General features: G+C 69.3%; 26 protein-coding genes. 12 read left to right on the top strand and 14 right to left on the bottom strand.

The window, feature by feature from the left end; translation table 11 throughout:
* Positions 1–245: 245 nt before the first annotated feature.
* The 5 genes from E0H45_RS06540 (at position 246) to E0H45_RS06520 (ending at position 4,171) form a co-directional block, all read left to right on the top strand.
* Complete coding sequence (locus E0H45_RS06540; RefSeq protein WP_131335338.1) at positions 246–1,001, top strand: hypothetical protein; 756 nt, start codon at positions 246–248, stop codon at positions 999–1,001.
* 10 nt (positions 1,002–1,011) lie between these two features.
* Complete coding sequence (locus tag E0H45_RS06535; protein ID WP_131335337.1) at positions 1,012–1,368, top strand: NADH-quinone oxidoreductase subunit A; 357 nt, start codon at positions 1,012–1,014, stop codon at positions 1,366–1,368.
* 23 nt (positions 1,369–1,391) lie between these two features.
* Entirely contained in the window at positions 1,392–2,408 is a 1,017-nt protein-coding gene (locus E0H45_RS06530) for a dipeptidase (RefSeq protein WP_131335336.1), read from the top strand.
* 4 nt (positions 2,409–2,412) lie between these two features.
* On the top strand, positions 2,413–3,762 hold the full coding sequence (locus E0H45_RS06525; protein WP_131335335.1) for a serine hydrolase domain-containing protein: 1,350 nt from the start codon (positions 2,413–2,415) through the stop codon (positions 3,760–3,762).
* Between the two features lie 181 nt (positions 3,763–3,943).
* Positions 3,944–4,171 (top strand): hypothetical protein, encoded by a 228-nt coding sequence (locus E0H45_RS06520; RefSeq protein WP_131335334.1) that lies wholly within the window; start codon positions 3,944–3,946, stop codon positions 4,169–4,171.
* A gap of 4 nt (positions 4,172–4,175) precedes the next feature.
* On the opposite strand, the gene E0H45_RS43595 is transcribed toward E0H45_RS06520, so the two are convergent.
* The 7 genes from E0H45_RS43595 to E0H45_RS06500 all read right to left on the bottom strand — a co-directional run bounded on the left by E0H45_RS43595 (position 4,176) and on the right by E0H45_RS06500 (position 10,778).
* Positions 4,176–7,115 carry a helix-turn-helix transcriptional regulator gene (locus E0H45_RS43595; protein ID WP_272948944.1) on the bottom strand — a complete coding sequence of 980 codons (2,940 nt, stop codon included), beginning with the start codon at positions 7,113–7,115 and terminating at the stop codon, positions 4,176–4,178.
* 104 nt (positions 7,116–7,219) lie between these two features.
* A complete protein-coding gene (locus E0H45_RS42360) occupies positions 7,220–7,384 on the bottom strand; it encodes a hypothetical protein (protein WP_165546367.1) in 165 nt (54 codons plus the stop codon).
* Between the two features lie 13 nt (positions 7,385–7,397).
* On the bottom strand, positions 7,398–7,526 hold the full coding sequence (locus E0H45_RS43590; protein WP_255512288.1) for a hypothetical protein: 129 nt from the start codon (positions 7,524–7,526) through the stop codon (positions 7,398–7,400).
* 229 nt (positions 7,527–7,755) lie between these two features.
* Entirely contained in the window at positions 7,756–7,914 is a 159-nt protein-coding gene (locus E0H45_RS42355; protein WP_165546366.1) for a hypothetical protein, read from the bottom strand.
* Positions 7,915–8,104: 190 nt separating this feature from the next.
* Positions 8,105–8,815 (bottom strand): GntR family transcriptional regulator, encoded by a 711-nt coding sequence (locus tag E0H45_RS06510; protein ID WP_131335333.1) that lies wholly within the window; start codon positions 8,813–8,815, stop codon positions 8,105–8,107.
* Positions 8,812–9,327, bottom strand: coding sequence for a cysteine hydrolase family protein (locus tag E0H45_RS06505; RefSeq protein WP_131335332.1), 516 nt, complete (start codon positions 9,325–9,327; stop codon positions 8,812–8,814). Before E0H45_RS06505 ends, E0H45_RS06510 begins: the two co-directional genes overlap by 4 nt.
* Positions 9,327–10,778: a purine-cytosine permease family protein gene (locus E0H45_RS06500; RefSeq protein ID WP_131335331.1), complete on the bottom strand. Its 1,452-nt coding sequence runs from the start codon at positions 10,776–10,778 to the stop codon at positions 9,327–9,329. The genes E0H45_RS06505 and E0H45_RS06500 overlap by 1 nt, the downstream gene beginning before the upstream one ends.
* Before the next feature lie 76 nt (positions 10,779–10,854).
* Between E0H45_RS06500 and E0H45_RS06495 the strand changes: the two genes are divergently transcribed.
* Genes E0H45_RS06495 through E0H45_RS06480 form a run of 4 tightly spaced genes read left to right on the top strand, consistent with a single transcriptional unit; the run spans position 10,855 to position 13,964 of the window.
* Positions 10,855–11,700 carry an alpha/beta fold hydrolase gene (locus tag E0H45_RS06495; protein ID WP_131335330.1) on the top strand — a complete coding sequence of 282 codons (846 nt, stop codon included), beginning with the start codon at positions 10,855–10,857 and terminating at the stop codon, positions 11,698–11,700.
* Positions 11,701–11,704: 4 nt separating this feature from the next.
* Positions 11,705–12,256 (top strand): NADH-quinone oxidoreductase subunit B, encoded by a 552-nt coding sequence (locus E0H45_RS06490; RefSeq protein WP_131335329.1) that lies wholly within the window; start codon positions 11,705–11,707, stop codon positions 12,254–12,256.
* Positions 12,253–13,041: an NADH-quinone oxidoreductase subunit C gene (locus E0H45_RS06485; protein ID WP_131335328.1), complete on the top strand. Its 789-nt coding sequence runs from the start codon at positions 12,253–12,255 to the stop codon at positions 13,039–13,041. Before E0H45_RS06490 ends, E0H45_RS06485 begins: the two co-directional genes overlap by 4 nt.
* On the top strand, positions 13,038–13,964 hold the full coding sequence (locus E0H45_RS06480) for a GNAT family N-acetyltransferase (RefSeq protein WP_238154829.1): 927 nt from the start codon (positions 13,038–13,040) through the stop codon (positions 13,962–13,964). Before E0H45_RS06485 ends, E0H45_RS06480 begins: the two co-directional genes overlap by 4 nt.
* Here E0H45_RS06480 and E0H45_RS06475 read toward each other — a convergent pair.
* Genes E0H45_RS06475 through E0H45_RS06465 form a run of 3 tightly spaced genes read right to left on the bottom strand, consistent with a single transcriptional unit; the run spans position 13,961 to position 15,826 of the window.
* Entirely contained in the window at positions 13,961–14,386 is a 426-nt protein-coding gene (locus E0H45_RS06475) for a PIN domain nuclease (RefSeq protein ID WP_131335327.1), read from the bottom strand. The genes E0H45_RS06480 and E0H45_RS06475 overlap by 4 nt on opposite strands.
* Complete coding sequence (vapB, locus tag E0H45_RS06470; protein ID WP_131335326.1) at positions 14,383–14,604, bottom strand: type II toxin-antitoxin system VapB family antitoxin; 222 nt, start codon at positions 14,602–14,604, stop codon at positions 14,383–14,385. Before vapB ends, E0H45_RS06475 begins: the two co-directional genes overlap by 4 nt.
* Before the next feature lie 31 nt (positions 14,605–14,635).
* A complete protein-coding gene (locus E0H45_RS06465) occupies positions 14,636–15,826 on the bottom strand; it encodes an NAD(P)H-binding protein (RefSeq protein WP_131335325.1) in 1,191 nt (396 codons plus the stop codon).
* A gap of 62 nt (positions 15,827–15,888) precedes the next feature.
* Between E0H45_RS06465 and E0H45_RS06460 the strand changes: the two genes are divergently transcribed.
* Entirely contained in the window at positions 15,889–16,836 is a 948-nt protein-coding gene (locus E0H45_RS06460) for a complex I subunit 1/NuoH family protein (RefSeq protein WP_238154828.1), read from the top strand.
* On the opposite strand, the gene E0H45_RS06455 is transcribed toward E0H45_RS06460, so the two are convergent.
* The 4 genes from E0H45_RS06455 to E0H45_RS06440 are packed head-to-tail and all read right to left on the bottom strand — an operon-like array spanning position 16,833 to position 20,318.
* Complete coding sequence (locus tag E0H45_RS06455; protein ID WP_131335323.1) at positions 16,833–18,098, bottom strand: ABC transporter permease; 1,266 nt, start codon at positions 18,096–18,098, stop codon at positions 16,833–16,835. The genes E0H45_RS06460 and E0H45_RS06455 overlap by 4 nt on opposite strands.
* Positions 18,095–18,760, bottom strand: coding sequence for an ABC transporter ATP-binding protein (locus E0H45_RS06450; protein WP_131335322.1), 666 nt, complete (start codon positions 18,758–18,760; stop codon positions 18,095–18,097). Before E0H45_RS06450 ends, E0H45_RS06455 begins: the two co-directional genes overlap by 4 nt.
* A complete protein-coding gene (locus E0H45_RS06445) occupies positions 18,757–19,809 on the bottom strand; it encodes a peptidoglycan-binding protein (protein WP_131335321.1) in 1,053 nt (350 codons plus the stop codon). The genes E0H45_RS06450 and E0H45_RS06445 overlap by 4 nt, the downstream gene beginning before the upstream one ends.
* Positions 19,809–20,318, bottom strand: coding sequence for a hypothetical protein (locus tag E0H45_RS06440; RefSeq protein WP_131335320.1), 510 nt, complete (start codon positions 20,316–20,318; stop codon positions 19,809–19,811). Before E0H45_RS06440 ends, E0H45_RS06445 begins: the two co-directional genes overlap by 1 nt.
* 105 nt (positions 20,319–20,423) lie before the next feature.
* Between E0H45_RS06440 and E0H45_RS06435 the strand changes: the two genes are divergently transcribed.
* Together E0H45_RS06435 and E0H45_RS06430 are read left to right on the top strand one after the other, a co-directional pair.
* Positions 20,424–21,080 carry a response regulator transcription factor gene (locus E0H45_RS06435; protein ID WP_130384769.1) on the top strand — a complete coding sequence of 219 codons (657 nt, stop codon included), beginning with the start codon at positions 20,424–20,426 and terminating at the stop codon, positions 21,078–21,080.
* Positions 21,077–22,285, top strand: coding sequence for a sensor histidine kinase (locus tag E0H45_RS06430; RefSeq protein ID WP_238154827.1), 1,209 nt, complete (start codon positions 21,077–21,079; stop codon positions 22,283–22,285). Before E0H45_RS06435 ends, E0H45_RS06430 begins: the two co-directional genes overlap by 4 nt.

Raw genomic sequence — 22,285 nt, 5'->3', positions numbered from 1 at the left:
GCTTGCCACCTTGTGGGTGACACGTCGATCCCCCCGTCAGGGCGATAACCCCAATATTAGTTCGCCCTTAGAACGGAATCATGCGGAAGCCCCGGAGGTCCACAGCCTGGGACGCGGTGTTACAAGGCGATCGGGTGCGGTAGGCGCGAAACAGTTCGGTGTCACCCTGCGCAAGCGCTCGCTTGCGATCCGGAGTGAGAACCGGCAGGGTGGCGTACCTAGTTGCGAATTCAGGGAGTTGCTTCATGCGCCGTGTGCTGATCGGACTGCTGACTTTGCTGATGCTGGGCTGCGCTGTCCCGATCGCGACCGCGGTCCCGTCACCGGCGCGGACCGCGAAGATCTACAGCATTCGTACGACGGACGCGACCAAGGGCGTGATCACGGTCGTCGGGACGTTGTCGCCGGCGCCCGCCGCGGGCACGAGGATCCCGTTGCACCAGTGGATCCCGTCGCTGAAGCGCTGGCAGGAGGTCGCGCACGGGTACTCGTCGGGCAGCAGCGTGACGATCACCACCGTGCAGCCCGGGTCGATCCGGACGTACCGGATCGCGGTCGGCCCGCAGGCGCGGTACGCCGCGGCGATCTCGCCGATGATCAGCTTCAAGCACTACGTGTGGCGCGGGATGTTCAAGAAGGGGCTGGTGGCCGCGGGCGGGGCGGGCCAGCCGCAGTTCACCGTCGTACCGCCGAAGGACGGGCCGCGGCGCTCCGAGGCGGACCTGCTGGCGAACCAGGGCGGGTACGTCTGGGGTGACGTCGACTCGGCCGGGTGCCGGTACTCGCGGAACTGGCTCGGCAACCTCACCGACGGGCTGGTCCGGGTGTCGCTGCACAACGGGACGAACGCGCTGACGTCGGTCCGGATGCAGCAGGAGACCGAGACCTGGCTGAACTACGACATCACCGGCGTCACCCGCCTGCGCCTCCAGGTCGCCGACGTCCGCTCCGGCTACGGCCCGTACGTCTCGATCGACTCCCTCCTGCTCTGTACGAACTAGACTCCTCCCTGTGTCGGACAGCTATGGCGTCATCGCCGCGGTGGTCGCGCTCGGATTCGTCGGGCTGCTCGGCGCGTTCGCGCTGAACAAGGCGCTGACGGTCACGTATCCGACCGAGGGCAAGCTCAAGACCTACGAGTCGGGCGTCGACCCGGTCGGCGAGGGCTGGGCCCAGGTCCACATCAGGTACTACCTGTTCGCGTACCTCTACGTGATCTTCGCCGTGGACGCGATCTACCTCTTCCCGTGGGCGACGATCTTCGCGACCCTCGGCTTCGCGACCCTGATCGAGATGTTCGTCTTCCTGGCCTTCGTCGCCGTCGGCCTGTTGTACGCGTACCGCAAGGGCGTCCTGCGCTGGACCTGACCGGCCGACTTCGAGGGGGAGCGATGGACCTGCACCGCGACGCGGTGGTGGCGGATGCGCACAACGATCTGCTGATGCTGGTCGCGCGGCGGCCGAAGGAGGTCTGGTCCGCGTACTTCCGGGAGCGGTGGATCCCGCAGCTGCGGGACGGCGGTATCGACGTGCAGGTCCTGCCGGTGTTCATCGACTCGGAGTTCCTGCCCGAAGGAGCGCTGCGCGAGACGCTCCGGATGATCGAGGCCGCGCACCGGATCGCCGAGGCGAACGCCGACGAGGTCGCGCTGTGTACGGCGCCCGGCGACGTCGAGGCCGCGACCGCGGCGGGCAGGATCGCGCTGGTCCTGGCGCTCGAAGGCTGCCCGCAGATCGACACCGACCTCGAGCTCCTGCAGACCCTCCAGCGACTCGGCGTCCGGATGGTCTCGTTCACGCACTTCGGGCGCAGCGCGCTCGGCGACGGATCCGGTGAGGACGCGACCGGAAGCCGGCTGACGCACGCCGGCGTCGAGGCGGTACGACTCCTCGAGGAGCTCGGCGTACTCATCGACGTCTCGCACGTCGGCCGTGCCGGCACCGAGCACATCCTCGAGCTCGCGACCAAGCCGGTCGTCGCCTCGCACTCCAGTGCGTTCGCGCTGCGCGAGCACCACCGCAACCTGACCGACGAGCAGCTCCGCGCGATCGCCGCGACCGGCGGCGTGATCTGCGTGAACTTCTTCGCCGGCTTCCTGACCACCGCCGAGAAGCCGACCGTCGACCACCTGGCCGACCACGTCCTGCACATCCTCGACGTCGCCGGCGAGGACCACGTCGGTCTCGGCAGCGACTTCGTTGCGGAGGTCTTCGGCGAGAAGATCCCGGCCTGCGACCGGCCGGTGGTCATCCAGGGCCTGGACGCCGAGTTGTACGTCCCCGGCCTCGAAGGCCCGGCCGGGATGCCCCTGGTCACCGACGCCCTGCTGGCCCGGGGACTGCCCGAAGCAACCATCCGGAAGGTCCTCGGCCAGAACCTGGTCCGGGTTCTCTCATCCAAGGAGTGACGACGTGCAGAGCTGGCTGGACGACAACCTCGCGGACCTGATCACGAAGCACGGCGTACCGGCCGCCTCGGTCGCCGTCCTGGTCGACGGCGAGGTCAGTACGGCGGCCGCGGGCATCCTCAACCTCGACACGGGAGTCGAGGCGACCGTCGACTCGGTGTTCCAGATCGGGTCGATCACCAAGCTGTGGACAACCACCCTGATCCTGCAGCTGGTTGCCGAGGGAAAGGTCGACCTCGACCGGCCGGTGCGGGACTACCTGCCCGAGTTCAAGCTCGCCGACGAGGCCGCCGCCGTGGTGATCACGCCGCGGCAGTTGCTCACGCACTCCAGCGGGTTCTCCGGGGACGCCTTCACCCCGACCTCGCGGGGCGACGACGCGGTCGAGCTGTTCGTGCGGGACGTGCTGCCCGGGCTGGCGCAGGAGGTGTCGCCGGGCGCTGGGTTCTCGTACAACAACTCCGGCTTCGTGGTGCTCGGGCGGATCGCCGAGGTCCTGTTCGGGAAGCCGTTCCACCAGCTCGTCCGGGAGCGTATCGCCGTACCGCTCGGGCTGGAGCACGTCGCGACGATCGCGGACGAGGCTCTCCTGTACCGCGCTGCGCTCGGGCATGTGGCGCCGAAGCCGGGTGCTCCCTTGCAGACCGCGCCGGTGTGGAGCCTGGTGCATGCGATGGCCCCGGCCGGGTCGTTGCTGGCGATGAGCGCTCGGGACCTGATCACGTTCGGCCGCGCCTACCTGGACGCGACGCTGTTCGACCGGGAAACGGTCGATCGGTTGTGGCAGCCGCAGGTCGACGTACCGGCGATCGGCGGGTTCGCGCAGCACTGGGGACTCGGCTGGATGATCTTCGACGTCGAAGGCGGGCGGCTCTACGGCCACGACGGCGGGACCGTCGGCCAGTCGGCGTTCTTCCGGCTGGTGCCGGAGAAGGGCGTCGCGGTCGCGCTCCTCACCAACGGCGGCAGCACCGGACCCTTGTACGACGAACTGGTCGGCCACATCCTCCGCGAGACGGCCGGGGTCGAGTTGCCGGCCCGTCCGGTGCCGCCGACGGAGCCGGTCGACATCTCACCGGAGCTGGTCACCGGTCGGTACACCGGCGTACTCGCGCAGGCCACGATCAGCGTCCAGGACGGGGAGTTCTGGGTGCTCGACGAGGCGGTCAGCGACGAGGCGCGGCTGATGTACCCGGAGCCGCGCCGGACCAGGCTCGTCGCGCTCGACGACACCCGGCTGATCGCCGCCGAGGCCGAGCACGGGACGCACGAGGTGCTCGCCTTCCGCGGGGCGGTCGACGGTCGCGCGGAATACCTGTTCCGGGGTGGCCGGCTCACGCCGCGCAGTCACTGAAAGTAGTCGCTCCTGGGTTCCCCCGACTCGTTGCCCGGTCACCGTATGTGTTTGCAATGGGCAACAAAACGTAAGCTTCAAGCGCCGAGATGACGGTATGCGTACGCCCTGTCGCCAAGGGCCGACATCGGGGCTATGGTGATTACTCGGGGGAACGGGGCGAATACGTGGTGGTGAGGCTATGTCTTGGCAACTGTGGGTATTGATAGCCCTCGTTGCGGCCGTGCTGGTGGTGTTGGCCGCACTGCGAATGCGGCACGCCCGCAAGGTCTTCGACGACATCACCGAGCTCGATCGCCCCACGGCCGCGCCCCCCGCCGAATCGGCGTCGGTCGGCGACGACCTGAGCCGCGCCCGGGCTCGGCATCTGCAGGCCGAGGCCGACAGCCGGCACCGCCGGCACGGCTAGGGCTCTAGTCCCCGTCGAGGAGTCCGTCGCGGCGGGCTACCGCGGCTGCTTCCGTGCGGGAACGGACGCCGAGCTTCGCGAGGATGTTCGACACGTGCACGCTGACGGTCTTCTCGCTGATGTACAGCTCCCGCGCCAGCTGCCGGTTCGTCCGGCCCTCCGCGAGCAATCGCAGTACTTCGGTCTCTCGCGACGTCAGCGCACTGGCACCGCCGGTGTCGACGCCGCCGGCCTCTTCCAGGAGCGGGCGCGCGCTCAGCTCCCGGCCGACCTCGGCCGCCAGTGTCGTCTGCTCGTTCGCCTCGGCCACCCGGCCCGCGGCGCGTAGCGCGGCCGACAGGCGGATCCGCGACCAGGCCTGCTCGAAGACGTACCCGTAGCCGAAAGCGTCCGTCGTCCGCTGCCAGGCGGCGACGTGTTCCTCCGGCGTCGGCGCGTCGATCCCGGCCAGCCAGCGCAGCCGATCCCACTCCGACTCCAGCCGCGCGAGCCAGGCGAGACCTTCGACGCCCATCAGCCGCCCCGGAGGCATCCCCTTCTCCGCGGTCATCTGCCCGAGGTTGAGCAGCTCCGCGCCGCGCGCGACCAGCTCGGCCGCGGCCGACGGCTCACCGACGGCGCGGTGGCACAGGAGCTGCATCCCGAGCGTGGAGAACCGGATCCGTGCGAAGAACCATTCGGTCTGGAACACGTCGGCGCACAGCGCCGACACATCCGTGATCAGCTTCTCCGCCTCGGCCGGCTTGTCGAGTACGCGGTACGCGTCGACGGCCGGCTGCAGCCCGATGATCGGCAGCATCACGTCGAGGTCCCACCACTTCCGGGACAGCTCGAACTCCTCCGCGACCGCCGTGTCACCCCGCCCGCTGCGGACCGAGAACTCCACCGCCCGCAACGCCGCCGCGGCCGCCGCCGGCGTCATCGAGTCCGTCCGGGCGGTCGCCGCCGCCTCGTCCCACTCGCCGAGCATGAACTGGGTCAGCGCCAGCATCCGGCGCGCGTCGAACCCGTACGCCGCCCATTGCCGCCCGAGCTCACCGGCCCGCTTCGTCGCGAACGACAGCGACGCCTTCGCGTTCAGCAGGTCGCCCTGCTCGTAGTGCGTCGACCCGAGCAGGAACCGGCTGCGCACCTCCGCGGGGGAGTCGCCGGTGAGCTGCGCCCGTACGGCGGCCTCCTCGAGCTGCTTCGCGGCGGTCTCCGGATCGCCCGCCCGGCGACGGAGCTGGGCCAGCGTGATCCCGGCGTCGCTGGCGGCGGATTCCTGGCCGGCCTCGCGGGCGATCTCGAGCGCCTTGTGCGCCCAGCGCTCCGCATCCATCGGGCGGCCGAGCGCGTCGGACACCCGGGCGTAGAGCGACGCGACCTGCGCCTTGAACACGCTGGCCGGCTCGTCCTGGACCAGCTTGAGCGCCTGCGAGACGGCCTCGCTGGCCTCCTTGTCCTGGTCGATGACCAGCGCGATGTCCGCGAGCGGCAGCAGCAGCTCGGCCCGCTGCAGCTTCGGTGCGTCGGGCGGCAGATCGACCAGCGCCTTCCGGAGCAGCTTGACGGCGCGCAGGTGCTGGGAGGACAAGGTGGCCGCCATCGCCGTGTCGACGATCAGCCAGGTCTTGTCGACCGTGCTCGTCGGCGCGGCGTTCGGGAACAGCTCGAGGGCCATCTCGTAGTGCTTCAGCGCCTCCTGCGGCGCGGCGACCGAGAGCGCTTCCTGACCCGCTCGGACCCTCGCCTCGAACGCCGTGGCCAGGTCGTGCGACCGGGTGGCGTGCCCGGCCAGCTCGGCCGCGGTGCCCGCGACTGTCTGGCTCTCCAGCTCCTGCACGTACGCCGCGTGCTGGCGAACCCGCTCGCCCGGCAGCAGGTCGTCGTACACGGCCTCGGCCAGCAGGGCGTGGCGGAAGTAGTACCGATCGCTGGTCGGTACGTCGATGATGTGGGCGTCGATCAGCTCGCGCAGGGCGTCGTCGAGCTCGCGATCCGGCAGTTTGGCGACGGCGGTGAGCAGGTCGTGCGGGACGCGGCGGCCGGCGACCGCGATCACCCGGGCGACCTGGCGGGCCTCGTCGGACAGCGGGTCGAGGCGGACCAGCAGCAGGTCGGCGAGATCGGGCGGCACGGCGTCGCCGTCGCCCATCGAGGCCGCGGCGGCGAGTTCCTCGGTGAAGAACGCGTTGCCGCCGGCCCGCTCGAGGATGCGGCGCTCCTCGGCCGGAGACAGCGGATCGGTGAGCAGCAGGTGCAGCAGGGTGCGGGCCTCGTCGGCGTCGTGGGGGAGCAGGTTCACGCGACGTACCCGAGGGTTGCGGGACCACTCGGCGATCGGGCGGCGCAGCGGGTGCCGGCGGTGCAGGTCGTCGCTGCGGTACGACACCACGAGCGCCAGGCGCTGCGAGGTCAGGCGGGTGATCAGGAAACCGATCAGGTCCCGGGTCGAGTCGTCGGCCCAGTGGGCGTCCTCGATGATCACCAGCTGCGGCTCGCTGGTGGCGAGCGCGGTGAACGCGCCGAGGACGGCGTCGAACAGGGCGGCCCGGTCGAGCTGGCCCTCCTGCGGCACGGGCTGGGCGCTCAGCAGCCGGTGCGCCGGGAGCAGCCGGCCGATCGCCGGGAAGTTGGTGAGGACGCCCTCGACGAGGTCGGGGCGGTCGCCGGCCAGCCGGCCGAAGATCTCCGAGAACGGCTGGTACGGCAGGCCGGCGTCGCCGAAGTCGGTGCAGTGCCCGACCAGGACGCCGAATCCGCGCTCGTGCGCGCCGGTCGCCACCTCGTCCAGTAACCGGGTCTTGCCGACGCCGGCGTCACCGGACAGCAGCACGGCGCCGGCCCGACGCGTCTTGGCGTCGTCCACGGCGCTGAGCAGAGTGGCCATCTCGGATGAGCGGCCGACGAGAGGTGTCGAGTTCCAGGGCACGTCGTCCATCTTCGCCCCTGGTGCCGACACAAATCGACGGTATCCCGTCCGCTGGCTGCTCCCGGCCTTTCTCCCAGGCGCAGAAACGCCGTCCCTGATCGCGAGTTCTCGATCAGGGACGGCGGTTTCGGCGGTCATGCGGCCGGGCGGGGTCGGAGGGCCTGGCGCGGCTCGGACTGTGCGGTCCGCTCCGTGCGCTTCCGGCGGTTCGCGACCCGGAAGTCACGCTTGGCGCGCTCCAACCGGTAGGCCGATTCCGCCTTCATGGCGTCCGGGGTCAGTGGCATGTTGATCATCATGGTTTCCCTCCCTTCAGGCTTTCCGGCCGAACAGGTGGCTGATGGTCCGGCGGCTCCGGGTGTTCCGGGTCTGCCGGAAGTCACGGCTGAGGCGCTCCCTGCGGTAGTCGACCTCTGCCTTGACCGATGCGTTGGTGAACATGTGTTCCTCCGTTTGCTGGTGCCGGCTACCTGCCGACAGGTGTAAATCTGCTCGTCTGAGGAGGACCCGCACATCGGAAGTCCTCCCTATCCCCGCGGGTGGGCGGTACCTAGGTGTCCTGAGGGGGTCCTAGGGGGTGCCTGAGGACCCTGAAACGACGGTGGCGCGGCCGGCTCCGAAGAGCCGACCGCGCCTTGGGGGGAGGGGGTCTGGGGCGGTGATCGTGCGGTCACATCGCGGGACGGGCCCGAAGCTCGGGCGCGCAGGGCTGGGGCGGCCGCGGCGCACGCTTGGGCAGGAACCACAACGGACGCTGGTAGTCCCGCCGAATCCGCTCCTGGCGGTACTTGATCTCCGCCCGCACCGCGTCAGTCGAGTAAACAAACATGATGTCCTCCGAGCTCCTGTCGATGACTAGACAGTGCTCCCCTGAGGACACCCCCCACATCCGGACAACTCCCTATGCCCTGGGCAATGGACTCCCTAGGGGACCGCTACGCAGGCAAAACCTCGCAAAACGGCAGTGACACGCCGAGCGGGAGCTACTTCTGCCTGCGCGGCCGTCCGGTCAGTGCGATTCAGCTGCGGTAGGTGAGGTTCAGTTCGTAGTGGGTCGGGTCCAAGAGTTCGTCGGCGTGTTCGGCGAAGGTGTCGGTGGAGGTCCAGCTGGTTCGGGTGGTGTGCAGGAACCAGGTGCCGTGCGGGCGGGCCAGGTGGCCGGCTTCTACGGGGGTGAGGGGGCGCCCGCGGAGGCGTTGCTCGCAGTGGTCGAGGTAAAGGCCGGCGCGGTTCAGGGTGACGCTGATCGAGCCGTTGTCCAGGCCGCGTTCGGGCAGGTCGCGGAGCGACTCGAGCGCCGGGATCCGGCTGCGTTCGAGCGAGATCGCCGTACCGTCCGTGAGCTGGCGGACGCGCTCGATCACCACCACCTCGGACGACGGCAGACCGAGCCGGTCAGCCAGCGCGGGATCGTTCTCGAGCTCGATCCGCACCGTCCGCATCCGGGTCTCCACACCCTGCTCGGACAGCGCATGCGTCCACCCAAGACGCCCGTCCAGCGGTCGCCCGTCGAACAGCACGTACGAACCCTTGCCGGTGTGCGTGGCGATCAGCTCGTCCTCAGCGAGTACGGCGAGCGCGGCGCGGACGGTGTTCCGGCTGACCGAGAACCGTTTCGCCAGCTCGACCTCACCGGGCAGCTGAGTGCCCCGCCGTACGACGCCGGACTTGATCTCCCGCGCGAGCACCCGCGCGATCCGCTCGTGTTTCAGGGAGGTCCGACGGATCATCGCAGCTGCTCCACGCTCACGATCTCCAGCATCGGCGCGTACAGCCGCATCAGGTCGATCGCCTTGGCGTGGTTCTCCGCGGTCGACCCGGCGCACGCCTCCTCGACGACCTGGACCTGTACGCCGGCGTCCACCGCGGCAAGCGCCGTACTGATCACGCAACAGTCGGTCGCCACGCCGGCCAGCACCAGCCGCCCGTAGGTCCGCGCCGCCAGTTCGGGGCCCCACGCACCGAACGTGGTCTTGTCGAGAGTTGGAGCGCCCTTGAACTCGTCGACCAGTTGATAGTCCTCGGCGTCCGCCGGCTGCAACGCGAACGGAAACGCCTCGTAGTACCCGACCCACGCTCCGTCAGGCCGCTTCGGCGCGACGAACCGCGTGAACACCACGTTCGGTGCGAACAGCTTGATCAGCTCCCGCGTCGGCTCGACGACCCGCTGGAAATCCGGTGTCGCCCAGCCGGACGCCGGGTCCGCGAAGATCCGCTGCAGGTCGATGAGGGCCAGCACCATCAGGCCTCCTGACGCCGTACGGCGGACCGCCCGCCGAACCACTGCACGACGAAACCGAGAACCAGCGCCACCAGTACGCCGAGGTTCGCGTACGCCCACGCGCCTTCCTTGCCGCCGAGACCGAACGCCCCGAGCAGATACCCCTGCCACGTCAGCCACGACGCCAACGTGTTCGTGACGAGTCCCCACCCGATGCCGGTGGCAACGACCATCGTCGCCACGGGCAGCCACTGCACGTCGCCGTACCGCCCGGAAGGCCGGTAGAGGTCCTCCTCCGCGTAGTCGCGCCGCCGGGACGCGATGTCGGCGAGCATGATCCCGCACCACGCCGCGATCGGTACGCCGAGCGTGATCAGGAACCCTTGGAACTGCCCGAGGAACTCGCCGCCGTAGAACACCACGTAGACGGTCCCCGCGATCATCACCACGCCGTCGATGAACGCCGCGACGTACCGCTTCACCGGCAGCCCGAGCGAGAGCAGCGCGAGGCCGGACGAGTAGATGTCCAGTACGGCGCCGCCCACCAGCCCGAGCACCGCGACGATCACGAACGGCACCAGGAACCAGGTCGGCAACGCCTCGGCGAGTGCCCCGATCGGGTCCGCGCCGATCGCCTTCGAAAGATCCTCCGACGACCCCGCCAGCAGCAGACCGAACACCAGCAGTACGACGGGAGCCAGCGAACCGCCGAACGTGGTCCAGCCGACCACCCCGCGGCTCGACGCCTGGCGCGGAAGATACCGCGAGTAGTCCGCAGCGGCGTTCACCCAGCCGAGTCCGAAGCCCGTCATCAGGAAGACCAGCGCGCCGATCACCGCCTGCGCGGACCCGCTCGGCAGCGCGGACACTGTGCTCCAGTGAATCTGGTCGGCGACCAGGATGATGTAGACGACCGTGAGTACGCCGGTGACGATCGTGATGACTGTCTGCGCCCGCATGATCAGGTCGAACCCGAGAACACCGCAGGCGACTGTCAGTAGGCCGACCACGAGCAGCGCGATCACCTTGGTTAGCGTGCCGCCGCCCCAGCCGAGCCGCTCGAACACGGTGGCGGTCGCCAGTGTCGCGAGGATCGTCAGCACGGTCTCCCACCCGACGGTCAGCAGCCACGAGACGAGTGACGGCAGCTTGTTGCCCCGGACCCCGAACGCGGCGCGGCCGAGCACCATCGTCGGCGCCGACCCGCGCTTGCCGGCGAGCGCGATCAGCCCGCAGAGCAGGAACGAGAACACGACCCCGATCAGCCCGGCGATCACCGCCTGCCAGAACGAGATCCCGAACCCGAGCGCGAACGCGCCGTAGCTCAGCCCGAGCACGGACACGTTGGCGCCGAACCACGGCCAGAACAGCTGGTTCGGGCGGCCCTTCCGGTCCGCGTCCGCGATCACGTTCAGCCCGTTGCTCTCCACCGCGAGCGCACGGGTCTGCTGCCCCTCGACCTGGTCGGTCATGTCGGCTCCTCAATGAACCTGTTCAGTCCTGTTCAACAAGGTAGGCCTGCCCAACGAGGTGGTCAACAATGAATCCATGCTGAGTGACGCGGTGGACGGGTTCCGGCTCGCGTACGACCGGATCGGCGAGGGACCTTCGGTGGTGTTGCTGCACGGATGGCCGGGCGATCGCACCGACTACCGGCTGCTGGCGCCGATGCTGGCCGACCGCGGGTTCGAGGTGGTCGTGCCGGATCTGCGCGGGTTCGGCGGGTCGGACAGTCAGTCCATGGATCCGACCCAGTACGGCGTGGCCGCGCAGGGGCGGAGCGTGGCCGGTCTGATCGAGGAGCTCGGGCTGGAGCGTCCCGTGCTCGCCGGGTACGACATCGGGAGCCGGACCGCGCAGGGGATCGCGCGTTCGCGGCCGGAACTGATCGAGGGGCTGGTGATCGCGCCGCCCTTGCCGGGGATCGGGAAGCGGGTGTTCTCCGAGCAGGCGCAGGCGGAGTTCTGGTACCAGGCGTTCCACCGGCTGCCGGTGATCGAGGAGTTGATCGACGGCAACCCCGACGCGGTCCGTTCGTACCTGCGGCATTTCTGGACGCACTGGTCCGGGCCCGACTTCGAGCCGGAGCTGGATCATCTGGTCGAGGCCTACTCGGCGCCGGGTGCGTTCACGGCGTCGCTCCAGTGGTACCGGGCGGGAGCGGGGTCGGTCGCGACGTCAGCGGCAGAGAAGGTGCCACCGTCGTACGACCGGATCGCCGTACCGACCGTGGTGCTGTGGCCGGAGTTCGACCCGCTGTTCCCGCGGGCCTGGTCCGACCGGGTGGACGACTTCTTCAGCGACGTCCGGTTGCGGTACGTCGACGGCGTCGGTCACTACGCGCCACTCGAGTACCCGGAGATCCTCGCGGAAGAGATTGTCGGACTAGGCTGACGACATGACCGAGCTGGGGATGCCGACAGTGCGACCGGAAGTTGGCGCGCTGGCGAGGCTTGCGCCGCAGCCGGTTCGGTACCTGCTGAACTGGGGGCGGAAGTACTCGCTCTGGGTGTTCAACTTCGGCCTCGCCTGTTGCGCGATCGAGTTCATCGCGGCGTCGATGGGCCGGCACGACTTCATCCGGCTCGGCGTGATCCCGTTCGCGCCCGGACCGCGGCAGGCCGACCTGATGGTGGTGTCGGGCACCGTGACCGACAAGATGGCGCCGGCGATCAAGCGGCTGTACGACCAGATGCCGGAGCCGAAGTACGTGATCTCGTTCGGCTCCTGCTCGAACTCCGGCGGCCCGTACTGGGACTCGTACTGCGTGACGAAGGGCGTCGACCAGATCATCCCCGTCGACGTGTACGTGCCCGGTTGCCCGCCGCGGCCGGAGGCGTTGCTGCAGGGCATCCTCAAGCTGCAGGAGAAGATCGCCGGCGAGACACTGGCGAGCCGGTACGACGAGCCGTCCGCGGCCGCCCTCACCCGGGGGCTGGTGCAGCCTTGAGCACCGACGCACTCGAGGCGCTGACGAGCGCCGGGATCGCCGCGACGTCGACGGACAGCTTCGGGCCGACCGCGCTCGACGTACCGCCGGAGTCGTGGGTCGCGGCGCACGAGGTGCTACGGGATGCGGTCGGTCTCACGTTCTTCGACTTCCTGAGCGCGTCCGACGAGCTCAAGGACGGGTTCCGGGTGGTGTCGCATCTGGCGGACTTCTGGGGCGGATCGCATGTCGACCACGTGCTCGTGCGGACGTTGGTGCCGCGCGACCACGCCGTACTGGCGACGTTGTCGGAGTTGTACGCCGGCGCGAACTGGCATGAGCGGGAGACGCACGAGATGTTCGGGATCGCCTTTGACGGGCATCCGAACCTGACGACGTTGCTGCTGCCGGACGAGTTCGAGGGGCATCCGCTGCGGAAGGAGTTCGTGCTCGCGTCGCGGGTCGCGAAGCCGTGGCCGGGCGCGAAGGAGCCGGGCGAGTCGGACCACGCCCCGTCGGGCGCCCCGAGCCGCCGCCGCACCCTCCCACCCGGCGTACCCGACCCAGAGACCTGGGGCCCACGCCCACCCGGCTCACCCGACCCCGATCCTTTGGCCCCGGCTGAGGCCGCGGCAACCCCAGCCCGGCCCCGCCGCGCGGGCGCCGGAGGTGAACGCCGCACCCGCCGCCAGTCAACGCCCGCCGACCCCGCGACAGCCCCGCCTGCCGCACCGCCGACCGAGCCGGCTGCCGCGCCGCCCGCTGATCCGCCGACGGGTGATGCGCCGTCGGATGAGTCGTCGTGATTCCGGCTGCGGAGGAGCTGGCGCGGTACACCCTGGAGCGGCAGCATCCGATCACGCGGACCTGGGTGGACGACGCGCGACGGCTGGCAACGCTCGCCGAGGAGCATGCGGCGCTGGACATCCTGCTGGCCGAGGACCTGGAGATCGCCACCCAGCGCACCGAACGCCTTGCGCCGGGGAAGCCGCCCGAGGCCATGCTCAACCGCTGGCTTGCCATAGGCAACGACCTGCACGCGATGTTCAGCATGCGCTTCGAAAACCTGAACCCCGCAAGGCCGTTCGTCGACGCAACCCCGATGAGTCGCTCGCCGAAGCCGTCCGACCTACCCGCCCTGGCCGAAGCCGCGCAGGAGCACTACGGCGTCCACCACCCGCTCTACGTCCGCCTTTGGACCGCCGATGCAGGCATCGCCGGCACCGCCCCCGACCGCCGCTTCCTCGCCGCCCCGATCCGTGAGCTCCGTGCGTACGACGTACCGCCCGGCCTCGCGCTCCGCCCGGCGAAGACCGTCGACCACTACGACGAGGCCCGCCGCGCGTACGCCGCGGTCGACGCCGACCACCCGCACCACCCCGAAGAAGCGACGATCCAGGACCGCGAGGACCTCCAGGAGGCAGCCGACGAGGGCCTGCTGTTCGACGTCACGGTGAACGACGAATGGGCCGGGTACGCCGCCGCCATCATCAAGCCGTACGACGCCCTCGGCCTCCCCGCGTACGTCGTCCGCGAGCTGATCCTGGCCCCGGAACACCGCGGCCACGGCTACGGCCCGCACCTCAGCGCGCTCCTCGCCCAGGCCCTCCCCGACCCCACCCGCATCCTCATCGGCACCATCCACGAAGCCAACCACGGCGCCCGAACCGCCGCCCTCAAATCCGGCCGCCAAGACATCGGCGGCTGGCTTCAACTGCCGCTCGGTTAAGCCTGAGCGAGTCGCTCAGTCGGCTGACCGGTCAGGTTGGCGATGAGTTCGAAGTCCTTGTCCAGATGAAGAAGGACAAGGCCGGTCTGCTCCGCGGTTGCGGCGATCAGCAGGTCCGCCACCGAAGGCGCTCGATGCTGGCCGGCGGATGCGAGTTGCGACTGCACGACGACGGCACGACGCTCGGTCGCGGGGGTCACGTTCTCCACCGGCATTGCTGCGACGGGTGGCTGCTGGAGGAGAGATCGATGCTCGTCCGCGGATCGGGCCGAGAACCCGACCTCGAGCAACGTCACGGTGGTGATGTGCACCAGCCCGCGGTCGATGCGGTTCGCCCATTCGTCCCGATCGGGAGCCGCGCTCAGGCGAACCAGAGCCGACTTGTCGATCAGCCAGCGCCGGGAGTCGACTGCCGGCGTCATGACCAGGCCTGGTCCATGACCTCAGGGTCATCCAGATCGCGGGCGAGGTACGAAAATCGCTCTAGATCGGCAACGGTCACGGCAACCTCCGAGCGTCCGGCCTCTTGGCTCAGTTGCCGGCGGAGATACTCGCTCCTGGACAGTCCCAGGCCGGCCGCTCGGCGGTCGATCACGGCGAGCACCTCGTCCGGGACATCGCGAATCAGTACGTCGCTCATGGCGTCACCTCCTACTCGATATCTGATGATATCAAGGCTTCGGTGGCGTGTAGTAGAAGACTTCTTCGCGGGTTACTTGGCCGGACTCGACTGTGCAGAGGGAGAGTTTGGTGGTGTGGGAGCGGGTGCCGGTGCGGACGTCCAACTGGTCGAAGGTGAAGCGGACGGCGAAGTGGTTGTCGAGGAGGAGCGGGCCGACGATGTCGACGCCGAGATACTCGATATCGGCGCTCAGCCGGCGGGCGTTCTCGAGGATGGCGTCGGCGCCTTTGACCTCGATCTCCTCGCCGCCGGTCTCGAGCGGTGCGACGCGGACGACCTCGGGCGCCGTGAGGGCGAGTGCCTGGTCGAGGCGGCCGGTGGACAGCGCGTCGACGTACCGGTCCGCGACCTCGGCCGCGGACAGGACGCGGAACTCGGCGGCGTGTTCGTCCGCCCACTCGGCGAACGTGAGCGCGGGGCGGCCGGTGAGTTCGGTGACGGTGGTGGTGACCGGCTCGGGGTTGTCGACGAGCGAGGCCCAGTAGGCGACCGAGCTCTCGGCGAGGATCGGGTCGGCGCCGAGGTCGAGCATCGCCTGCCGCGCCTCCGCGTCGGACAGCGCCTCGACACGCATCTCGTTGCCGATCGCCCGCGCGATGGTCCGGATCTGCTCGGCCTGCGTCAGGACGGCGGGTCCGGTGAGGTCGTAGACCTGGCCGATGTGCTGGTCGTTCAGGAGCGCGAGTACGGCGACCGCTGCGATGTCCCGTTCGTGGATCAACGACCGGCCGGCCTCGGGTGACGCGACCCGGACGACGTCGCCGGTGCGGAACTCGGTCGCCCAGCCCTGCGCGTTGACCGCGAACCCGCCCGGCCGCACGAACGTCCATTCCTTGCCGACGTCCCGCAGCAGCTCTTCCACGTCGGCCCAGACCCCGCCGGACGACGCGCTCAACGCGGACAGGTAGACGACCCGCCGCGGCAGTTCGGCCACCACGTCGGCGGCTCCGTCGGCGCTGAACGACGGCCAGAGCAGGAAGGCAGCGTCGACGTCGGCCGCGGCCCGGCGTACGGCGGTGGGGTCGTAGATATCGCCCTTGATCAGTTCGACGTCCGGCGGGAGGCCGGCGAGGTCCGGCGTACGGACGAGGGCTCGGACGGTCACGCCCGCGGCGCGCAGCCCGTCGACGACGTGGCGGCCGACACGGCCGGTGGCTCCGGTGACAAGAATCGTGGTCATGCGAGCCAGCCTGTGACCTGAACGTTGGTTGAGGTCAAGCCGAAGCCACTAGGCTGGCGGTCATGCTGGAGTTCGTGGTGCGGGTGGTGGGCGTTCTGGTCGCCTTCCTGGTGGCGCCCTTGCTGGTCGGTCAGGCCGAGCACAAGGTGATGGCGCACATGCAGTCACGGCTCGGGCCGATGTACGCCGGCGGATTCCACGGCTGGGCGCAGCTGGTCGCGGACGGGGTGAAGTTCGTCCAGAAGGAGAGCGTGGTCCCGGCCGCCGCCGACAAGCGGGTATTCGAGTGGGCCCCGATCGTCGCGATCCTGCCGTACATGGCCGCGCTGGCCGCGATCCCGCTGGCACCGGGGATCGTCGGCGCCGACCTGGACTCGGGCCTGTTCTTCGTGCTCGCGGTGATGAGCATCGGTGTCCTCGGCTCGCTGATGGCCGGTTGGGGCAGCGGGAACAAGTACAGCCTGCTCGGCGGGCTCCGGGTCGCGGCGCAGCTGATGAGCTACGAGCTGCCGTTCGTACTGTCAGCAGCGAGTGTCGCGGTCGCGGCCGGATCGTTGAGCCTGACCGGCATCGCGCACGCGTGGAACCCGTGGTGGTTGCTCTGGCAGCTCCCCGGCATGATCGTGTTCTTCATCGCCGGTCTGGCCGAGCTGCAGCGGCCGCCGTTCGACATGCCGGTCGCGGACTCCGAGGTGATCTTCGGGCCGTACACCGAGTACACCGGGCTCCGGTTCGCGATGTTCCTGCTCGCCGAGTACGCCGGGATCGTCGTACTCGCGGGCCTCACCACGGTCCTGTTCCTCGGCGGCTGGAGCGGCCCCGGGCCCGAGTCGATCGGCTGGATCTGGACTCTGGTGAAGGTCGCCTTCGTTTCGGTCGTGGTGATCTGGGTGCGCGTCTCGTTCCCGCGGATGCGCGCCGACCAGCTGCAGAAGCTGGCGTGGCAGGGCCTGGTGCCGGTGGCGCTGGTCCAGCTCGCGCTCACCGGCATCGGCGTCGTCGTCTTTTAAGGAGTAGCCAGAGCCTCCGTTGGTGAAAGCCGGGACGCCCGGACGGCCGGGTAGAGACCGGCCAGACCACCGATCACCAGCGTCGCCGCGACCCCGCCGGCCAGTGCCCAGACCGGGATCACGGTCAACCAGTTCTGGTACGACGCATACGCCGCAGTGACCGCGGATCCCAGGACGGCGCCACCGACCCCGCCGAGCGCGGACAGCAGCAGTGACTCGGTCAGGAACTGGGTGCGGATCTGGCCGCGGGTCGCCCCGAGCGATCGGCGCAGACCGATCTCGGCGCGGCGTTCGAGTACCGAGATCACCATGATGTTCGCGACCCCGACGCCTCCGACCAGCAGCGCGACCGCTCCGAGGCCGAGCAGCAGCCCGGTGAAGGCCTGACCGGCGGCTTGCTTCGCGGCGAGTGCGTCGGAGGGCCGGGACACCTCGACCTCGTTCGGTGCCTCTGGGTTGGCCGTTGCGCCGAGCACCGATCGGACCGCCGGGACCTGGGTGTCGTCCGAGCGGGTGTAGATCGTGGTCGGGTGCCCGTCGAAGGCGAGGTCGCTCGCTGCCGGCCAGCCCATCAGTGCGGCGCTGTCCAGCTCGGGTGCGAGCGCGGCCGGTTCGAGGATGCCGAGCACGGTGAACCAGGTGTTGCCGATCAGCACCTGGGTGTCCGGGCCGGCGTTGGTGATCCCGAGTCGCTCGGCGGCTGCCGAACCGAGGACAGTCGCCGGGTACGAGCCGGTCGCGGCGTCGATCCACTTACCGCTGCGGATCGTCGCGCCGATGGTGTCGAGCAGGTTGGTGCGGGCGGCGTACGCGATGATGCCGTTGGTCTGGACGTCCGGGATCTTGTTGGTTCGGTAGACCGACGCGTCGTCGACCTTCCCGATCGCGGACTCGGCGCGCACCGGTGGGATCCGGCGGACCATGGATTCCGCGGCGAGCGGGAGTTGGGCCTGTTCGCCGGTCAGCCGGGTGCCGGGGGTGACGGTCAACAGGTTGGTGCCCAGGGCATCGAGTTGGCCGTCGAGCTCGGCCCGTGAGGACGACGAGATGCCGACCACCGCGACCATCGCGGCGATCCCGATCGCGATCCCCAACGCGGACAGGAACGCCCGCAGAGGCCGAGTCCGTAACCCAACCGCCCCCACGCGTACGACGTCGCGCACACCCAACGCCGCGGGTTTGAGTTCCCGGGCACTTTGTGCACGACGTCCGTGCTTTTCGTCGCTTGTCGTACGGACGCGGTGCACAAAGTCGCCGCTCATGTGTGTACCTCCTCGACGATGACGCCGTCGCGCATGCGGATCTGGCGGGGGAGGGCGGCTGCGATGTCGCGGTCGTGCGTGATCACGACGACCGTCGTACCGGCGGCGTGCAGGTCTCGGAGGAGTTGCATCACGCCTGCGCCCGATGCGGAATCCAGAGCCCCGGTCGGCTCGTCGGCCAGCAGTACGGCGGGTTCGCCGGCGACTGCCCGCGCAACGGCTACACGTTGCCGCTCGCCGCCGGACAACTCGTGCGGCTCGTGATCGAGGCGGTGCGCGAGGCCGACCCGTTCCAGGGCAGCCGCCGCGCGCTTCCGGCGTACCGACAGGCGGAGGCCGGAGTAGAGCAGGCCGTCGGCGACGTTGTCGACTGCCCGTACGCCGGATGCCAGGTGGAACTGCTGGAACACGAATCCGATCCGGGTCGCGCGCAACGCCGACAGTCCCGCGTCGGACAGCCGTGCCACGTCGTACCGGTCGATCCGGACCGTGCCGGAGGTCGGGCGGTCGAGGGTGCCGAGGACGTTCAGCATCGTGGACTTGCCGGATCCCGACGGGCCCACGATCGCAACCAGCTCGCCGGAGTCGATCCGCAGGCTGACACCGCCGAGCGCGTTCACGCCGCCCGCGTACACCTTGGTCACCTCGGTCAGCTCGATCACTTCGGAATCCCCACGGTGGTGCCGGCCGTGATGCCGGTGCCGCTGATCTCGACCTGGCCGCTTGCGAACAGGCCGGTCTTCACCGGCACGTACCGCGACGTCGTACCGTCCGTGACCTCGACGCCGAAGCCGCCCTCCCGGAGCGCGACCAGGGCCGCGACCGGAACGGTCAGCACGTTCTTGCGTTCGGAGGCCGTGAAGGTGACGTCGACGGCCGCGGACGACCACGCGGTCACCGCCTTTTGGTTGGCGATGGCAACGATCACCTCGACCTTGGTTTCCGGATCCTTGTCCGGGCCTTCCGCCGGAATGATCACCGTGGAAACTTTCTGGATCTGTCCGGGAACCGACTTTCCGTCCGGGAGTGCGACCGTGACCGCCGCGTTGAGCGTGGCCAGCCGCTGGTCCGCCGCGTCGAGCTGGACGGTGACGGCCCGGGTGGTGCCGGTGTAGCTGAGTACAGGCTGGTTCGGGCCGAGCGGTGAACCCTCCTCGGCCTGCACGCTGTCCACCCGCAGATGACCGGGCGCGAACAGGACGCTGCCGAGTTCGACGACGCCCGTCTCGTCCAGACCGAGATCCTCCTGCCACTCCTCGACCGCAGCAGCGGTCGCGTCGGTGTACTCGTCGTCCACGGTGAACCCGGTGTAGCCCATCGCCTTCAGGTTCTGCTCGAGCTGCAGGACGTCGGTGCCCTCGGTCCCGATCGCGAGCTTGCGGTACGCCGGGAGCGCGCCGTACAGCAATGTGGTCGGCTTGTTGTCGATGCTGTACACGGTGTTTCCGCGGCGCAGCTCCTGCCCGCTGTCCGGTACGGCGGTGACTGTGCCGGCGACCCGGTTGACCGCGGAGGACGACGTACCGAAGCCGAGTGTGCCGTCCTGGGTCTCGGTGTCCTTCAAGGTCTGCTGCGTGACCTTGGTCGTGTTGATCGGTACGGCCTGTGCGGCCTGATTCGTGGCCTGGCTGGTGTCGCCCCGGCTGACCAGGAACGCGCTCGCGGCGCCCCCAGCAGCCAGGACGACGACAGCCGTCAGTGCCTTTCGCATCAGCGTGCCGCCAGAATGCTCTGGCAGGCGTCCTGCGCTTTCTTGAAGTCAGGATCGTCCGCGACGCCGGGGCCGATCATGATGCCGCGCTGGTCCGGCTTCGGGTCCGGAAACTTCTCGACGCCGTTTTTCCGCATGCACTCGGCGTACTTTCTGCCGTTTTCCGCCTGCTGCGGGTTGGCGCTGCCCTGGGCCTGCGGGTTGTACTGCTGGCACGCCTCCATGGCCTTCTGGACCTGCTCCTGCGTGACTCCGGAGCTCTTGTCGAACTTCAGCATCGGCCCCTTGCCGGGTTCCGGGTCCGGGACGTTCAGGCCGTTCTCCCGCAAGCACTGGGTGAACTTGACCGCCATCTCGTCCTGGCTGAGGCTGGCCGGCGCACTGCTCGGCGCCGTGGACTGCGGTCCTCCGCTCCCGGAGGCGACCTGGGCATCGGGCTCGTCGGCTCCGCAGCCGGTCAAAATCAGGCCGGCGACCAGAACGGAAACGGCCAGGATGGTGTTGCGCATCGGTGCTCCTCTCGTTTCCGGAAACCTTTCTCGGTCGGCCGTTTCCGGACCGTTTCCGAGTGCGGAAACGCGGCGGAAACAGGAACGTCGGGGATCATGGGGTGCGTGCGGGTACTGGTGGTCGAGGACGAGCCGTTGCTGGCGGCAGCGATCGCGGAATGGCTGCGCGACGACTCACATGCCGTCGACGTGGCCGGTGACGGCGGCGCGGCGCTGGAACGGTTGTCGGTGAACGCGTACGACGTACTCGTGCTGGATCGCGACATTCCGGTCGTCCACGGGGACGAGGTGTGCCGCCAGTTGGTGGCTTCCGGATCTGCCACGCGGGTGCTGATGCTGACCGCGGCAGCTGCCGTGACCGACCGCGTCGAGGGCCTCGGACTAGGCGCGGACGACTACCTGACCAAGCCGTTCGCGTTCGCCGAACTGGCCGCGCGAGTACTGGCGCTGGGGCGACGCAGCCGGCCGGCCGATCCGCCCGTACTGCGACGCGCCGGCGTCACGCTGGACCCGGCGCGGCACGAGGTTTTCCGCGACGGCCGGTACGTGCCGTTGTCGAAGAAGGAATTCGCCGTACTCGTGGAGCTGCTGCGAGCCGACGGCGCGACCGTGTCGGCCGAACAACTGCTGGAGAAGGCATGGGACGAGCACGTGGACCCGTTCACCGGAGCGGTCCGGCTGACGATCCTGAAACTGCGCCGGAAACTGGGCGAGCCGGGACTGGTCGAGACCGTCACCGGCGTTGGATACCGCATCCCGTGAGGCGGCTGACGCTACGAGGACGGCTGACGCTGCTGTACGGCGGCCTGTTCATGGTCGCCGGCGTGGTGCTGCTCGGGGTGACGTATGCCTTGTTCACCGCGAACCTGGGTCAGAAGTACCAGGTGATCGTGAAGGGGACGTACCTGAGTCCGTCAGGCACTGCCAGTACGCCGCCGCGACCTGACCAGGCGTACGTGCTGAACAAGGACGGTGCTCTGCTGACGGGCTCAGACGCGGAACGGGTGATGGACGAGCAGCGCGAGCAGGTCCGGCAAGCCGCGATCAAGTCGCTGCTGACGCAAGGGAGCGTCGCGCTGGTCCTGGTGGGTGGGTTGGCGGCGGGGTTCGGGTGGTTGGTGGCGGGACGGGTGCTGGCGCCCCTGCATCGCGTCACCGACACGGCGAGGCGGATCGCTCTGACACCGTCCGCGTTGCACGAGCGGATCGCGTTGAAGGGTCCCGACGACGAGGTGAAGAACCTGGCGGACGCGTTCGACACGATGGTCGAGCGCCTGGACCATTCCTTCGACGGCCAACGCCGATTCGTCGCCAACGCCTCCCACGAGCTGCGTACGCCGTTGACGCTCGGCCGAGCGTTGGTCGAAGTCGCGATGCATCGACGTACGGCGTCCGCGGATGTGAAGGAACTGGGCGAGAGCCTGCTGACGATCAACACGCGGCACGAGCAGCTGATCGAAGGGCTGTTGATCCTGGCCGACTCGGAGAAACAGCTGACGGCGGTCTACCCGGTGAACCTCGCGGACGTGGTGGCCCACGTGACTGCCCAGCTCGCCACGGAAGCCGCTGCGGTCGGCGTCGAGCTGATCCGCGGCCCCGGCGAGGCACCCACCCGCGGCGACGCGTTGTTGCTGGAACGCCTGGTGCACAACCTGGTCGAGAACGGCATCCGCCACAACCTGCCGTCAGGTGAGCGGTGGGTCCGGGTGATCAGCAAAACAGCCGACGATTGTGTGCAGATCGTGGTCACGAACACCGGCCCGGAAATCCCGCCGTACGAAGTCGAGTCTCTCTTCAAACCCTTCTACCGCCTGGGCGCGGAACGCCTGGTCAGCGCCAAAGGCGCCGGCCTGGGGCTGTCCATCGTCCGCTCGGTCACCGAGGCCCACGCCGGCACCGTAACCGCCCTGCCCCGAGAAGGCGGCGGCCTCCAGGTCACCGTCACCCTCCCCCTCGACCCTGCTTGA

The sequence above is a fragment of the Kribbella soli genome, assembly GCF_004331345.1.
Taxonomy (GTDB): domain Bacteria; phylum Actinomycetota; class Actinomycetes; order Propionibacteriales; family Kribbellaceae; genus Kribbella; species Kribbella soli.
This window is presented reverse-complemented; position numbering and strand designations above follow the sequence as displayed.

Bases quoted from the DNA above. Each gene is read 5' to 3' on its own strand.
- E0H45_RS06540 (WP_131335338.1), top strand. From the start codon at position 246: ATGCGCCGTGTGCTGATCGGACTGCTGACTTTGCTGATGCTGGGCTGC.
- E0H45_RS06530 (WP_131335336.1), top strand. From the start codon at position 1,392: ATGGACCTGCACCGCGACGCGGTGGTGGCGGATGCGCACAACGATCTG.
- E0H45_RS06520 (WP_131335334.1), top strand. From the start codon at position 3,944: ATGTCTTGGCAACTGTGGGTATTGATAGCCCTCGTTGCGGCCGTGCTG.
- E0H45_RS42360 (WP_165546367.1), bottom strand. From the start codon at position 7,384: ATGATGATCAACATGCCACTGACCCCGGACGCCATGAAGGCGGAATCG.
- E0H45_RS43590 (WP_255512288.1), bottom strand. From the start codon at position 7,526: ATGTTCACCAACGCATCGGTCAAGGCAGAGGTCGACTACCGCAGGGAG.
- E0H45_RS42355 (WP_165546366.1), bottom strand. From the start codon at position 7,914: ATGTTTGTTTACTCGACTGACGCGGTGCGGGCGGAGATCAAGTACCGC.
- E0H45_RS06510 (WP_131335333.1), bottom strand. From the start codon at position 8,815: ATGATCCGTCGGACCTCCCTGAAACACGAGCGGATCGCGCGGGTGCTC.
- E0H45_RS06505 (WP_131335332.1), bottom strand. From the start codon at position 9,327: ATGGTGCTGGCCCTCATCGACCTGCAGCGGATCTTCGCGGACCCGGCG.
- E0H45_RS06500 (WP_131335331.1), bottom strand. From the start codon at position 10,778: ATGACCGACCAGGTCGAGGGGCAGCAGACCCGTGCGCTCGCGGTGGAG.
- E0H45_RS06495 (WP_131335330.1), top strand. From the start codon at position 10,855: ATGCTGAGTGACGCGGTGGACGGGTTCCGGCTCGCGTACGACCGGATC.
- E0H45_RS06490 (WP_131335329.1), top strand. From the start codon at position 11,705: ATGACCGAGCTGGGGATGCCGACAGTGCGACCGGAAGTTGGCGCGCTG.
- E0H45_RS06475 (WP_131335327.1), bottom strand. From the start codon at position 14,386: ATGACGCCGGCAGTCGACTCCCGGCGCTGGCTGATCGACAAGTCGGCT.
- vapB (WP_131335326.1), bottom strand. From the start codon at position 14,604: ATGAGCGACGTACTGATTCGCGATGTCCCGGACGAGGTGCTCGCCGTG.
- E0H45_RS06465 (WP_131335325.1), bottom strand. From the start codon at position 15,826: ATGACCACGATTCTTGTCACCGGAGCCACCGGCCGTGTCGGCCGCCAC.
- E0H45_RS06460 (WP_238154828.1), top strand. From the start codon at position 15,889: ATGCTGGAGTTCGTGGTGCGGGTGGTGGGCGTTCTGGTCGCCTTCCTG.
- E0H45_RS06455 (WP_131335323.1), bottom strand. From the start codon at position 18,098: ATGAGCGGCGACTTTGTGCACCGCGTCCGTACGACAAGCGACGAAAAG.
- E0H45_RS06445 (WP_131335321.1), bottom strand. From the start codon at position 19,809: ATGCGAAAGGCACTGACGGCTGTCGTCGTCCTGGCTGCTGGGGGCGCC.
- E0H45_RS06440 (WP_131335320.1), bottom strand. From the start codon at position 20,318: ATGCGCAACACCATCCTGGCCGTTTCCGTTCTGGTCGCCGGCCTGATT.